The sequence below is a fragment of the Sinorhizobium psoraleae genome (assembly GCF_013283645.1).
GTDB lineage: Bacteria > Pseudomonadota > Alphaproteobacteria > Rhizobiales > Rhizobiaceae > Sinorhizobium > Sinorhizobium psoraleae.
In genome coordinates this window covers 1-13940 of the sequence record NZ_JABEKV010000024.1, presented here as the reverse complement: position 1 = coordinate 13940, position 13940 = coordinate 1, and the positions used below count along the sequence as shown (strand labels likewise).

6 protein-coding genes and 3 pseudogenes are annotated in these 13940 nt (G+C 58.2%); 5 read left to right on the top strand and 4 right to left on the bottom strand.

The window, feature by feature from the left end; all coding sequences use genetic code 11:
* The first annotated feature begins 847 nt into the window (after positions 1-847).
* Entirely contained in the window at positions 848-3187 is a 2340-nt protein-coding gene (locus ILFOPFJJ_RS33930; RefSeq protein WP_173514767.1) for a S9 family peptidase, read from the top strand.
* Positions 3188-3442: 255 nt separating this feature from the next.
* Positions 3443-3796: pseudogene (locus tag ILFOPFJJ_RS33925) on the top strand (transposase); the annotation flags it as partial.
* A gap of 218 nt (positions 3797-4014) precedes the next feature.
* On the opposite strand, the gene ILFOPFJJ_RS33920 reads toward ILFOPFJJ_RS33925, so the two are convergent.
* Together ILFOPFJJ_RS33920 and ILFOPFJJ_RS33915 are read right to left on the bottom strand one after the other, a co-directional pair.
* The gene (locus ILFOPFJJ_RS33920; protein WP_173514766.1) at positions 4015-6078 is read right to left on the bottom strand and encodes a carbamoyltransferase family protein; all 2064 of its coding nucleotides are present in this window, start codon (positions 6076-6078) and stop codon (positions 4015-4017) included.
* 668 nt (positions 6079-6746) lie between these two features.
* Entirely contained in the window at positions 6747-6986 is a 240-nt protein-coding gene (locus tag ILFOPFJJ_RS33915; RefSeq protein WP_173514765.1) for a hypothetical protein, read from the bottom strand.
* A gap of 598 nt (positions 6987-7584) precedes the next feature.
* Between ILFOPFJJ_RS33915 and ILFOPFJJ_RS33910 the strand changes: the two genes are divergently transcribed.
* Positions 7585-8355, top strand: a complete 771-nt coding sequence (locus ILFOPFJJ_RS33910; protein ID WP_312032789.1) for an FkbM family methyltransferase — start codon at positions 7585-7587, stop codon at positions 8353-8355.
* Between the two features lie 44 nt (positions 8356-8399).
* Entirely contained in the window at positions 8400-9524 is a 1125-nt protein-coding gene (nolL, locus tag ILFOPFJJ_RS33905; RefSeq protein ID WP_173514764.1) for a nodulation factor fucose acetyltransferase NolL, read from the top strand.
* Here the strand turns inward: nolL and ILFOPFJJ_RS35850 are convergent.
* Positions 9493-9624: pseudogene (locus ILFOPFJJ_RS35850) on the bottom strand (IS256 family transposase); the annotation flags it as partial. The gene nolL and the pseudogene ILFOPFJJ_RS35850 overlap by 32 nt on opposite strands.
* A gap of 272 nt (positions 9625-9896) precedes the next feature.
* The gene (locus tag ILFOPFJJ_RS36710) at positions 9897-10049 is read right to left on the bottom strand and encodes a DUF4158 domain-containing protein (protein WP_376741496.1); all 153 of its coding nucleotides are present in this window, start codon (positions 10047-10049) and stop codon (positions 9897-9899) included.
* Between the two features lie 451 nt (positions 10050-10500).
* On the opposite strand from ILFOPFJJ_RS36710, the pseudogene ILFOPFJJ_RS33900 reads away from it, so the two are divergent.
* Positions 10501-13940: pseudogene (locus ILFOPFJJ_RS33900) on the top strand (hypothetical protein); the annotation flags it as partial.

Here is a 13940-nt window from a genome sequence, read left to right as displayed (position 1 = left end):
AGTGAATCACGGCGAAAGCCTCCAGGCCAGCTTCTTTTTTCAACAGCCTGCTAGGGGAGGGCGGTCCGTCGTTACGCGGCGGCGCTCACGTCGTATTCAAAGTCGATACGATAAGGGAAACTCTACGCCTTCGGCCGTCCGGTCGGACGCCGCTTGCGATGAGGGTGGTCACGTCGCGATGCACGGCCTGCACCTCACCAACGCGGCACTTTGCGTACCGCCGTGCTTTCATTCCGTAGGTGCTACAGCAGTCAGTTCACCCCCTGGCGTCGGTGGTCAGCCGTGCCACTATTCAAGGAGGTACTTGTAAATGGCGAACTCTTCCGCGCCCATGCCTTCGAATACGCCCGCTTGAGGACCGACATATACCGGACGACTCCACGGCGTTCCACTTTGGCAACCCGCGTGCACAGCTTGGCGTTGTCCGATGTCCGACGAAAGTCGGACATCCAACATAGCCAGGCCGATCGGTTGCCTTGTATTTATAGGTTTTTCCTTGGCGCGTATATTGCATCGTTTCATCTGCAAACGCCCCACGGGACGAGGATGGTCATGCAGAGAGTGTCGAAACGTTACCACAATGCCTTCTCTCGAGCCTATGTTCGGACCTTCCAAATGCAGAAAAAAGTAGCCGTGGAAAATTCTTGCTGGCCCAGATCGCAACTCCTCATCGGTCCACCCGGCTCGTTCCTAGATCTCCGCGCAAGGCGCACGGCTGTGGTGACTGGTATCTCTGCCGCACCCGGGTGGAGGCTCCCTAGAGCAAACGCTCAATGCCTCTGCACACGGGTTATTGAGAAGGCAAAGCCGAGATGCGGCGCTCGATAGCCAGAGGAGGCAAACAGCCATGTGCAAGATCGGCGCTTTAATGCTCGCGCTGTTCGTTCAAGGGGGATCGGAATTGGCAACTGCTCAGGCGCTGGCGAACGGTTCGAATGTTGCGCATGCGTTGGTAGGCCCGGCCGATTTCGAGCGCGCACTCACGATCAACGATCGCTATGGCGCGCTCACGGTCAATGTCCCCGAAGTGCCGTGGTGGCTGGCCGGAGCCGACGCGTTCGCCTACCGCCGGACTACCCACGGCGAGCACCAGTTCATGCTGGTCGACGCTGCCACCGGTTTAAAGCGGCCCGCCTTCGATCAGGCCCGCCTAGCGGTGGCGCTAAATAAGGCGAGCTATAAGAGCTATCAGGCCGGAGATCTTCCCTTCGAGCGTTTCGAACTGACCGAGGATGGCCGCAGGCTCGACTTCCTGATTGAGCAGGTCCGGTGGAGCTGCGACCTTGCAAGCTATGCCTGCACCAGCGCCACATTGGCTTCGGACGACTCGGAGGTTCAACAGCTCAGCCACGGCTACACGCCACCGGCGGAGAACAACCCCGACAAGAGGAGCGTGTCGCCCGACGGCAAATGGATCGCTTATATCAAGAACTACAATGTTTTCCTGCGCAGTAAGGACGGATCTCAGGACGTCCCGCTGAGCTGGGACGGATCGGAAGCCAATTACTACCTCCTTTTTACGCTGAGTTGGTCCCCCGACTCGCGCCACGTCGCGGCTTACCGCATGCGCCCCGGCTATGACCGAGAGATCCACTTAATTAATTCGTCGACGACGCAGCAGCTTCAACCCGAATATCACACGATTGTCTATTCCAAGCCGGGTGATGTCCTTCCGCTAGCCCAGCCGGTGCTGTTCGACATTGCCGGCCGCCGCCAGATCGTCATCGACAATGCCCTGTTCCCGAATCCCTTCGAACTTTCCCCTCTCCAATGGTGGGAGGACGGCCGCAGCTTCACCTTCGAATATAACCAGCGCGGGCATCAGCTCTATCGTCTGGTCGAGGTAGACGCCGCCACCGGCCGCGCACGCTCGCTGATCGACGAGATCAGTAAGACCTTTGTTGATTACCTGCCTCTGATGACGCAGCAGGAAGTTACCGGGAAAACCTTTCGTTACGATGTCGATGACGGGAAAGAGATCATCTGGGCGTCCGAGCGCGACGGGTACGAGCATTTGTATCTTTTCGACGGCCGGACGGGCGCGCTGAAGAACCAAATCACCCGAGGTGAGTGGGTGGTCCGGGGGATCGACTATGTCGATCCGGTCAAGCGCCAGATCTGGTTCGAGGCGAGCGGGATGAACCCGGAGGAGGACCCCTATTTCGTCCAAGCCTACCGCATCGGCTTCGACGGCAAGGGGTTGATTGCACTCACGCCCGAACCTGCCAACCACCACGTCGAGTTCTCGCCGGACGGGCGCTATTACGTCGATCTCTGGTCACGCATCGATCTGCCCCCGCGCATGGTACTCTACCGCGCCAGCGACAATGCCAAACTCATGGAAGTCGAGACCGCCGACATTGACGAGCTCGTCGCCGCCGGCTGGCGTCCGCCACTGAGCTTCCGTGCCAAGGGGCGCGACGGTAAGACCGATATCTGGGGTGTGATTCACCTTCCAGCCAACTTTGATCCGAAGAAGAGATACCCGGTGGTGGAGGACATCTATGCGGGGCCGACCGGCTCCTTCGTCCCCAAATCCTTCTCGACGTGGATAGAACCGCTCACGCAATTAGGTTTCATCGTTGCGCAGATCGATGGCATGGGGACCAACAACCGCTCGCGCGCCTTCCATGACGTCATCTGGAAAAACCTGAAGGATGCGGGCCTTCCGGATCGTATCCTGTGGCACAAGGCGGCGGCCGCGAAGTTTCCGTGGTACGACGTGTCCAATGTAGGCATTTTCGGCACGTCCGCCGGGGGCCAAAATGCAATGGGCGCGCTGCTCTTCCATCCCGATTTCTACAAGGCAGCGGTCGCCAACAGCGGCTGCTACGACAACCGGATGGACAAACTCTGGTGGAACGAACAGTGGATGGGCTGGCCGGTTGGCAATGAATATCAGCAATCCTCCGCCGTCGACAATGCATACAGACTTCAGGGCAAGCTAATGCTCGTGGTCGGCGAAATGGACCAAAATGTCGATCCATCCTCCACCTTTCAGCTTGCCGATCGGCTCATCAAAGCGGGAAAAGATTTCGAGATGGTCTATGTGCCTGGTGCCGACCACGGGGCGCCAGGCACCTATACCCAGCGCAAACTCCTAGACTTCTTCGTCCGGAACATTCTTGGTCAGACCCCACCAGACTGGAACGCCACACGAACCGAGCAGCAGGGAAAGTCCTTATGATAATCGCTTCGGCTCACGCCGACGGCCTCGTTCTGCCGACGGATGAGGACGTGGCCAGCGGGATGTCGGCAAACCGACGCGCACTCCGCGGTCTGCAGACTAGGATGTGCCTGTCGGAATGCCGGCCTGTTCCATTGTCGGCGCCGATCGCAAGATGATCCGTACCGGTCCTGTCGCCCACCGGAGACGGAGCTGCGCGGCAGGCTTCGGGACCTTGCCAATGAGCTCTTTGGCTCCTCGTTTCGCCGGACCTGATCCGTCACCGACGCTGTGCTCGAGGCGGTCGCCGAATGGCAGAACAGGCCCTTGGGCGCCTGCTTTCCCTTGGTCTTCTACGACGCCATCCGGGAAGGTCCGCCACGAGGGCTTCGTGCGCAACAAGGCGATTTATATCGCGCCCGGCATCCTACCCGAAGGCGGCAAGGAGATACCGGGTATTTGGATCGAGCAGACCGAAGGCACCAAATTGTGGCTGCGCGTTATTAACGAGCTGAAGAACCGGGGGGCGCCGGCAGCCTGATCGCCGTCGTCGGCCTGAAGGGCTTTCCGGCAGCGATCAACTCCGTACTCCTGCAAACGGTCGTGCAAACCTGCATTTTGCACCTGATCCCCGTTCATTGGAATGTGTTCATGGAAGGGCCGCAAGCCCGCACATGATGGTGGTCAGCAAGGGACCCGCCGCAGGCGCATTTTTCTGCGCCTCCGGGTCATGCAGGATCAATCGGACGAATCAAACCTGTGATGAAGTCGACCGTATGCCAGCGGTGTGCTGCCAGGCGGCATCGATGAACATCTTGATTCGCCCAGCTTGGATAGCGGCATCGCTATTAGCCTGAGAACTTGTTATGCAAGTCCACCATTCGATCGCAGTTTTGGTGGACGCGAGCAGCTTGTGAGGGATGCAATCGAACGAGGCGCTGCTCCCACAGTCGTCGCAGGCCCTCCATCAGGGCTTCACGCTTAACCTGATCCGGCGCAATTGTACTGAGGAGATCTCTCAGCACGGCTTCGCCTTCAATCCGCATGAGCAGATCAAACAAGTCATGTGAAATTCGCACACTGTCACTGCTGGAGTGATTCGTCCGGATCTCGCAGACTGTCTCCTGACGATCTCGCGTTGTGTAAGCACGGGCTTGATGGAGGGACACATAAGGCGGCAATGAAACCGCAAGCGCGGTCCAATCCTGCAGCGTTGCAGCCCGCTTTTTTACTAGGAACGGCCCGACCACAAGTCCATCCAGCTCTGTCGTTAGAAATGTGGCAATCGCGTCTGCAACCGAATCCACGATTGGTTCAGCATTGTTGTTAAAGGACGTATTGAGCAGAATTGGGGTGCCTGTCCGCTTCTTGAATGCATTGATGACCTCCCAGTAAGGGGGATTGGACTTGCGCGATACTGTTTGCAGGCGGGCCGTACCGTCGACGTGTGTAGTGGCGCCGAGCAAGGCGCGCTTTGAGTCACGCACGCGAACGACGAAATTCATGAATGGAAATTCGTGCCTACCGTCCGGGAGGTCGAAAAATTCGCTCGCATCCTCCTCCAGCACAGATGGCGCGAACGGCCGATAGCCTTCGCGCTTCTTCACCATCGCATTGATTCGGTCCTTGTTTGCGGCGGGCCGAGGGTCGGCAAGAATGCTGCGGTTGCCCAGCGCACGCGGCCCGAACTCCGAACGACCCTGCACCCAGCCGATCACGGCGCCGTTGGCGATCCAGTCGGCTGCCCTGCTTGCCACGTCATCAGAGCGCTCAACCTCAAGATGTCCAGCCCATGCATTCAGTTCCTGCTGCACGGCGCGGTCGCTCCCGAGATCAGGACCCCAATAAACCTCCTGCAGCCGCTCACGCGGCGCGGCACGGCCCATCTCGTTGGACACGATCAGCGCAGCGCCTAAGGCGCAACCGGCGTCATGAGACGCGGGTTGCACGAAGATGTCTTCGAAAAGCCCCGAATACAGCAGCTTACCGTTCATCGTGCAGTTGTGGGCAACCCCCCCAGCCAGGCACAACCGCTTCATACCGGTGGCCTCACGGTGATGGCGGAGAATGTGGAACACGATCCGTTCCAGCGCTTCCTGCAGCGACGCACTCACATCTCGGTGCTGCTGGGTGAACGGCATTCCCTTTCGCCTGACCTCGATGTTGCGGAGCAACGTCGGACCGATGCGGTCGAGGTGAACACGGTAACCACCTTCGGCGGAGAGCTCGTAGAACTGCTCGAAGAGCTCGCGATGGGGAGCGGGATCCCCGTAGGGGGCAAGCCCCATTACCTTATATTCATCGAACAAGCCGTAGCCGAGATAACGGATCGTCTCGAGATAAAACAGCCCAAGAGAATTGTTCTCGGGGAAAGCCTCGATTTGCGTAATTTCTGTGCCAGACCCAACCGCCAAGAGGCCCGACAGGAAATCACCACAGCCATCAATCGCTAGTACAAGACTTCGTTCGAAGCCCGACATTGCAAAAGCGCTCACGGCGTGGGCCCGATGATGGCTAACGAATGAAATACGCGACCCGTCCAACTCGGTACCAAACTCACGCGCTAACAGATCCTGCACCAACACTTTAGCACCCAACGGAATGGAGAGAATGTCCGGGTGGGAAGCGGACATACCGTCAAGCATGGCGTTGGCATAGGGCTCGCTGGCGTAGACCGCGACTCGATCAATGTCGCTGAGCTGAACCCCCGCCGCTGAAAGACAGTATTGAATCGCACGACTTGGGAGCTTGTTGGAGTGTTTGATCCGATTGAGGCGTTCCTCTTCTACAGCGGCTATCACCTGTCCGTCTCGGACGAGCACCGCGGCGCCATCGTGCATAAAGGCGTTCGGAAGCTCGAACCGGTTTTCATGGACTTGGTCAAGCCCGCCACTAATTCCTAGACACAGCATTTCTTTCTCCACATGGTGACGGGCAAGCCAAATTGGCCCGCCTCAGACCGTTTCGATCTAAATAAGCGCGCTGATGTTGCAGGAGACCGCTGCCTGGTATCGAAGCCGTTGCCCAGACGAGTCGACCGGATCTGGCAGCGGCAGTAACCCCGCCACGCGCACAAACGCGCTGGGCAGCTAGCTCGCCGGCAAGACTTCAGCTCAGGGACCTGGCGGTGACGACCTTCGTCGGACCGCTCGACATGGTGGACCAGCTGCGACTCCCTTTCTTGGCACGACCTCCACTGCACGTTAAGGAGCACGGAAGATTTTCTCCTTTGGGACTGTTCCTAAGCCAGCATTTGTCACGCGATAGAGCAACGGGTGATCGGTGCGCGTGACGTGCATTTGTCCATGCAAGATTTCAAAAGAGTGATGAAATCGTTTGTTTTGATCAAAGGCATTCACGCTATGGATGGCTGCCTGAATGGCTTGAAAGGGCCACAGGCGTCCATGAGGGTAGCGGCCTTAACACAGCCGTTAGGGCCGGCGGTGCCGGTGGGAGTCGGACAGGGCCATAATACCGCTGAAGCCGGTAATGCCGGGCGGAGGGGAGGGCTGTGACTTTCTGGTGTGCTTACGAAGTTGATGAGGAGGGGGTGATTGGCGGTAGAGGACACCCGAAAAGATCAGGAACCTGCGAGGAAGCTTATCGTACGGCGACGGCGGAGCTCGCATTCCGCTTCGACGTGTCGAACTGCCCGGTCGGAAGATCCGATGGCCGGACCCGCAGCCGTTTCGCGGCGAAGCAGACGACGCGTGAACCCATAGGCATCGCTGTCGGTCGTGTGGCGGCTCGCATTCATCCGGCTGGCGGAGGTGTATTCGTCTCCGTGAGCCTCGGCGAACGATGCATATTTGTGCAGCATCTGCTCCTGATCCGCGAACTTGTAGCCAAGCCCGCGCTTGGGTAGCGCTTTAGACCAGGCGGATCTCGACGCCGTCCCCCCTAGGTCAAACCCCAGCTACTTTGGGCACGCGGTCGAATAGCCGATGATCACGGAGGCGTCGGCGCTGCGGGCCTGCAGTTGCTGAAACGCCGCGGGAAGCGTCAACCTCAAGGCCGTGACCCGCCGAAGCGTAGTCCTCTTCCGGCAATCACAGCGGCCGGGAAGCATGTATCCATCGGGCGCATACGTTCCATCAACACAATCGATTTTACGAATTATAGAGATAGCGGCTATGAAAACGTGGGTTGGGGGAACAAGTCTATTAGCTGATCATTTCAAGCTGTCCGGTTCTTCAGGAAGGCTTGTGGACGACCGGCGCCGCAGGATCTTTCGAGAGCCATCGAAGCTGGGTCGGTGCCAGCCCTGAGTTCCGGTTGATCTACGTTCCCGGCCGGCGGTAGGCTGCGATTGAGGCGTTGAGGACGAAGTTCGATGGAAATATTTCGGCCTTCTAGGGAGCCGTTTCCAATCGCCATGCAGCGGCTCTGGCGACAGCTTCTGAAGTGCGTGCCCGAAGGTGCGCGGACCGGTGTTTTCGTTAAACTCACATCGGCAGGTCGTTTCTCTCCTGCAGAAACCCGATCCCGTCATCTTGGACATCGGCTGCAATGACGGAACCGATACGAGACGCTTTCTCAGGCTTTGTCCGAAAGCTAAGTTCTACTGCTTTGAGCCCGACCCTCGAGCGGCGGCTCGCTTTAAGAAGGACATGAACCTGTACATGGACAAGGTGAAACTGTTTGAAATCGCGCTCAGCAACCGCAACGGCGAGATTGATTTCCATCCAAGCAATGGAGAAGGAAGCGCGAAGGAATGGGACCAATCTGGCTCGATACGCCGGCCCAAAAATCACCTTGTCGAACATGATTGGGTTCGGTTCGATGGCCCCATCTCCGTTGCAACTCGAACGCTTGACGCCTGGTCCAGCGAAGCGAACCTGAACAAGATCGATTTCATCTGCATGGATGTGCGGGCAGACGAGTCAGATGTCATCGCTGCGCCCAGACAGACCTTGAGCAACACGCGCTTCATCTATACGGAGACAGCGACCAAAAACTCTGTGAGCGCAGTTGCCCCCTGCGAGCCATTCTTGATCCCTTGCCTTCGTTCCGAAGTGGTGCCTCCCTGTCCGACGCGGAGTGGAGGCGATGTATTGCTTAGGAATACGAGCCTCTACAACAGGCTTCCGCTTCTGTCCTGCTGCAGCCCTCCATCCTCTATTGGAGAATCCATAAGCGGCTGGATTGGCGTGCGAGAACTCCTTTGTCGGGTGCGAACCAGTACATAACCATAGCGGAAAGTGGTAACCGCAACAGATTGGCTGGAGGTCTGATGCTTAATCACATAACAGTCGGTGCGAACGGGCGCGGTTCGCGCCCAGAAGGGACAAAGCACCGAGACCAAGGCTTTGATTTCGCCAAAGGCGTACTCATTATCTTGGTGATAATCGGGCATCTGCTACAGTATATTATCTATCGAGGCACTGACGACTTTTGGCTGTCGCCATACTTCAAGTCCATCTACATGTTTCACATGCCTCTCTTTATGGCCATAAGCGGGTATTTTTCTTCGGGAGCCATTCTGCGCAGATCATTCACTCAAGGTGTCAGTAATCGAGCAATGCAATTATTACTACCAATGCTCTTTTGGTGTGCTTTGATTTGGATGTTGAAGGCCGCCGTAAGTTTCCCGGCGACCAGTTTAACTGGCGGAATGTTAGACTTTTCGAGGGAACTCATTGGCACATACTGGTTTATATGGGCAGCGTTTGCTTCGTTTCTCCTTGTTAAGTTACTTACGGCTTTCAATCGCTTGTCGTCATGGATCATAAGTGCATCTGCAATCGCGGTTGCATTCGCGCCCATCACATGGTCGATAACCCCGTTGGTACGATACACTTACCCGTTTTATTGCTTGGGGTTCTTGTTTGCCCAGCCGATCGGATGGCAGACAAGTGGCATCGGGCGCTACAAATCTATTCTTGCTGTCTTACTTTCGATAGTAGCATTTATGTGCTTTCTTGCTTGGAGCAAGGAGACGTATGCCTACAACAATCTTGTTTTGATCTACGATAAACACTCAGCTAAACAAGTGTTGCTTATGTTCTCTGGCTCGGCAGCGGCTTCTGCAGCGGCGATGCAGTTTATGTTCCTATGCTGGAGAGTTGGCTATTCAACTCGCGTAGCTCGCTTTGTGGCGGTGGAGCTTGGTCGGAGCACACTGCTGCTTTACCTAGTGCAAGGAGCCGTGTTTCGCCTCATGGATTTGATGCAGTTCGGAGACCTCTGGGATCTCACGACCAGGATCGCGGTCGCAAGTGTGCTTGGAGCGGCGATTTTGGTCATAGCGATGGCAATTCGCAGGATTGTGCGCGACCTTCGATATGTGTCGCGGAGCTATGCCGCAACTTATTTGACACGGCTGATCAAGCGGGGCTCTGCGGCTTTGTTTCGGTGATCTCGATTCCGTCCAGGAACCTGGCATCTGCGATGAGTTTCGGCAACTGATTTTGTCCTTTCAATCGTCGCCACGTCCTGGCCGCAGCCATGATCAGCTTTTCGAGGGCAGCGAGCCGTTGGTACGTGGTACCGTTTCGACGGTAGATTTTCAGGACACCTTTGGCGGCCATCTTGGGCAAGGGCGCCCGACCCGTCGCCCTCGGTGATCACGCGGTTGACGGCGCATTGGAACGCCGAATAACCATCGTTGGCAAAAGCGCGATCCTTGATCGACAGCGGCCGCCGTTTCGATTGCAGCTAAAAGAGCGACACGACGATGATCGTGGTGGCAAGTCGCAGGCCAAAATATCTCCTCAAGAGACGGCCTTGGTCAGAGCGGCTCTGCCGACGCGCGCAGAAGGCATGGGCGCGCTTCGGCGCCAAGTTGGTCCGCCAGATATTTGACAATTGCAGTCGGCGGCTGCTCGTCCTGCCTCAAGAACCGTCGCATCTGTCGCGTGACGCAGAGCTGAATTTGCGACATCCAGTAATTCTGGGCCGAAGGACGGAGATCACGTGGTACCCACGGCAATCTGTCTATGGCTTGGCGCGCGGAGCGCGGCGACGATTGACCCCCGTTGCCCGCGTCACGAGGGCTGCGCGACATCTTTCCGGCAATGTCGGCCCGGTCTTCTACCGTTTCCGCTTGGTCGCGAAGGGCGCGGGCGCGGCGCATACACCATGCTGTCTTGGCGCGGCACGTTGTCGTCGTCAGTTTCTCGACAGCTTCCCTATGTCAGATTCAAGCCTAGCTTCAAACGGGCTTAGATCCTTGAAAGTGAGAACGGATGGAATTCTCCTCGACCAAGCGGGTGCGTGGACAATCGGACAGGGCAGGTTGGCAAGCGAGCTCACCCGCGGCTCCGTCCGCAGGTGCGGCGGCCTTTGAGCGGCAGCTGAGCGACATCGCCAGTTCAGGCGGAGGTGGTGGAGCAATGCCGCCCGCCGCGGCGCCGCAGCCGGGCCAGTCAACTGGGGTTTTGATTGGGCGCTGCAAGCAGCCTCTTTATTCCCAGGATGCTCCGCTCCTTTCGGGGCTTAAGGAGGCCCTCGTCGAGGGCCGCGCCGCCAAACGCACCACCAAGAACAATGTGAGTCGCCTTCTCAGCTTTGGCCGCTGGCTCTTCGCAAATAACAAAAAGCCCCTTGCTCGGCTCGACGACGGGTCGCTGACCGATGATGCGCGCGAGTTCAGCGACAAGCCCACGAGACTCCTTACGGCAATAGGTCATCTCCGGACCTGGCAGTCGACGGGCGGAGTCGTGCCGATCGCAGACCGCACTGAGCTGAATCCTTATCCCCAGGACGCGGCTCTCATCAAAGAGTATAAAAACGAAACAGCCACCGAGACCGGCAGGATGTATGCAACTGCTCTTAGGAGCTTCAGTGACTACCTGCGTCAAAACAACAAGATGGGCATTGCTGATCGGCTTGCCGGCAAGGCGTTGGATGAAGATGTCAAGAGGTATAAGGAGGACGCCGCCGGTGGCAATGGGACGATCCGTTCCGCACTGGCCCATCTCCGAAAATCGCAAGCCGGCGCTAAGGCGATGGCGCGGGGGCTCCATATTCCCCCCGTTCCTGATCCCGAAGACGCCGCACCGATGAAGTCGAGGCGGGTCGGCGAGGCCGCTGTGCAGCGCAGGGTGCCGCAGGAAGCTGGAAGTTGGCCAGACGAGCTTCCAGCGCAAGACCAAGATGAGGAGCTGCTTTTGGGGCCGAGGACCCTTGACAATCTGCGCCGCCTTGCCAGTGAGCCACAACTAAGCGACATCGCCAATCCAGGTGGACGTGGTGAAGCAACGCCGGCCGCTTTGGCGCCGCAGCCGGCTCAGTCAACTGGGGTTTTGATAGGGCGCAGCAGGCAGCCTCTCCATCCCGAGGATGCTCCGCTTATTTCGGGGCTTGAGAACGCCCTCATCAAGGGCAAGGCGGCGAAACGCACTGCCCAGAACAATGTAAGTCGCCTTCTCAGCTTTGGCCGCTGGCTCTTCGAAAATAACAAAGATCCCATTAAGGATCGGCTCGACAAGGAGTCGCTATTTGATGATGCACGCGAGTTCAGCGAAAATCCCAGAAGGCTCCTTACGGCAATAGGTCATCTCCGGACCTGGCAGGCGACGGGCCGAGTCGTGCCGATCGCAGGCCGCACTGAGCTGAATCCTTACCCCCAGGACGCGGCCCTCATCAAGGAGTATAGAAACGGAGCAGCGAAGCGTAACGCCAAGAGGGATGCAACTGCTCTTACCAGCTTCAGTGACTACCTGCGTCAAAACAACAAGTTGGGCATTGCTGATCGGCTGTCCGACATGGCGTTGGATGAAGATCTCAAGAGCTTTAAAGAGGACGCCGGTGATGATCGGACCATTGCCTCCGCACTGGCTCATCTCCGAAAATCCCGGGCCGGCGCCAGAGCGATCGAGCGCGAGCGCCATATTTCCCCCGTTCCTGGCCCCGAAGACGCGGCACCGATAGAGCCGAGGCGGGTCGGCGACGCGACTGTTGAGCACAGCGCCTCGCCGGAAGCTGGCATTTGGCCAAAGGAGCTTCCTGCGTCAGGCTACAATGAGGTGCTTTTGGCGCTGATTGACGAACCGGGCCCGTCGTCCTCGGCGCCGCAGCCGGCTCAGTCAACTGGGATTGTGATAGGGAGCATTCGATCTCTTTATTCCGAGGATGCTTCGCTTATTTCGGGGTTTGAGAACGCCCTCATCAATGGTGAGCGCAAAGAGGGCTACGCCAGGGACTATGTCCGCATTCTTCGCAGCTTTGGCCACTGGCTCTCCGAAAATAACAAAACGAGCCTTGTCGCTCGGCTCGACAACAAGTCGCTGACCGATGGCGGTGAGGTGCTCGAGTTTACCGGAAAGGGTGATCCCGGCAGACTCCTGAGGGCGATAGACCGTCTCCGAAACTGGCGGTCGACGGGCGAAGTCGTGCCGATCGCAGGCCGCGCTAAGCTGAATCCTGCCCCCGAGATGGAGCCGAGGCGGGTCGGCGACGCCGCTGGACAGCACATCGCGTCGCAGGAAGCTGGCAATTGGGCAACTGCGAACGCGTCATCTGTCGAGCCAGCCTCGCGCCATGACCACATACCGAATCCGGCCGGCCGCCCGCAGTCCTCGCACGAGCGGGCACCTGCCAGGACCAACCTCTTGCCAAGCCAGGAGTTGCTCATCAACGATGAGCATGACACAGCCGAGGCGCCAGCGAAGAGGCAGAGGACCCTAGACAATCTGAAAGACGCTGCCACCGAGCGGCAGCTGAGCGAGATCGCCAATTCAGGTGGAGGTGGTGGAGCAATGCCGACCGCCTCGGCACCGCCGCCGCCGGGTCGGTCGACTGGGGTCTGGATCGGGAGCACCTCGCAGCCTTTTTATTCCCAGGATGCTCCCCTTATTTTGGGGCTTAGGGAGGCCCTCATCAACGGAGGTGCCGCCGAACGCACCGCCAAGGACTATGTAAATACTCTTCTCCGCTTTGGCCGCTGGCTCTTCGAAAATAACAAAAAGCCCATTGATCCGCGGCTTGACAGCGAGTCGCTGACCGATGATGCGCGCGAGTTCATGAAAAAGGGTAAGTCGTCCAAGCTTCTCCTTACGGCAATAGACCATCTTCGGACCTGGCAGGCGACGGGCGAAGTCGTGCCAATCGCAGGCCGCGCTGAGCTGAGGCCTTACCCCCGGGACGCGGCTCTCATCAAAGAGTATAAAAACGAAGCAGCAACACGTACCGCCAGTACTTATGCAACTGCTCTTAGCAGTTTCAGTGACTACCTGCGTCAAAACAACAAGAAGGGCATTGCCGGTCGGCTTTCCGGCAACGCGTTGGATGGGGATGTCAAGAGCTATAAGGAGGATGCCGATGGAGGTCGGAAGATCGGTCCCGCACTGGCTCATCTCCGGAAATCGCGGGCCGGCGCAAAAGCGACAGAGCGCGAGCGCCATATTTCCCCTGTTTCTGACCCCGAGGACGCGGCGCCAATGGAGCCGAGGCGGGTCGGCGACGCCGCTGGGCAGCACAGCGCATCGCGGGAAGCTGGCAATTGGGCAAATTCGCTTCCTGCGAACGCCTATGATCAGGATGTGCTTGTGGGGCTGATGGACGAACCGGGCCCGTCGTCATCTGTCGAGCCAGCCCCGCGCCATGCACCGGATCCCGGAGGGACCGACCACCCGCTGTCCTCGCACGGGGGTGCACTTGCCAGAAACAAGCTCCTGCCAAACCAGGAGGTGCTCATCAATCATGAGCATGACACAACCGAGGTGAGGCCAGCGAAGAGGCAGAGGACCCTAGACAGTCGGCAAGACGCTGGCACCGAGCTGAGCGAGATCGCCAATTCAGGGTCCACCTCAAGCTGGTCGCTGCAGATGCC

What these genes read in the sequence shown, in the direction of transcription:
- ILFOPFJJ_RS33930 (WP_173514767.1), top strand. Translation starts at nt 848, where the DNA reads ATGTGCAAGATCGGCGCTTTAATGCTCGCGCTGTTCGTTCAAGGGGGA.
- ILFOPFJJ_RS33920 (WP_173514766.1), bottom strand. Translation starts at nt 6,078, where the DNA reads ATGCTGTGTCTAGGAATTAGTGGCGGGCTTGACCAAGTCCATGAAAAC.
- ILFOPFJJ_RS33915 (WP_173514765.1), bottom strand. Translation starts at nt 6,986, where the DNA reads ATGCTGCACAAATATGCATCGTTCGCCGAGGCTCACGGAGACGAATAC.
- nolL (WP_173514764.1), top strand. Translation starts at nt 8,400, where the DNA reads ATGCTTAATCACATAACAGTCGGTGCGAACGGGCGCGGTTCGCGCCCA.
- ILFOPFJJ_RS36710 (WP_376741496.1), bottom strand. Translation starts at nt 10,049, where the DNA reads ATGTCGCAAATTCAGCTCTGCGTCACGCGACAGATGCGACGGTTCTTG.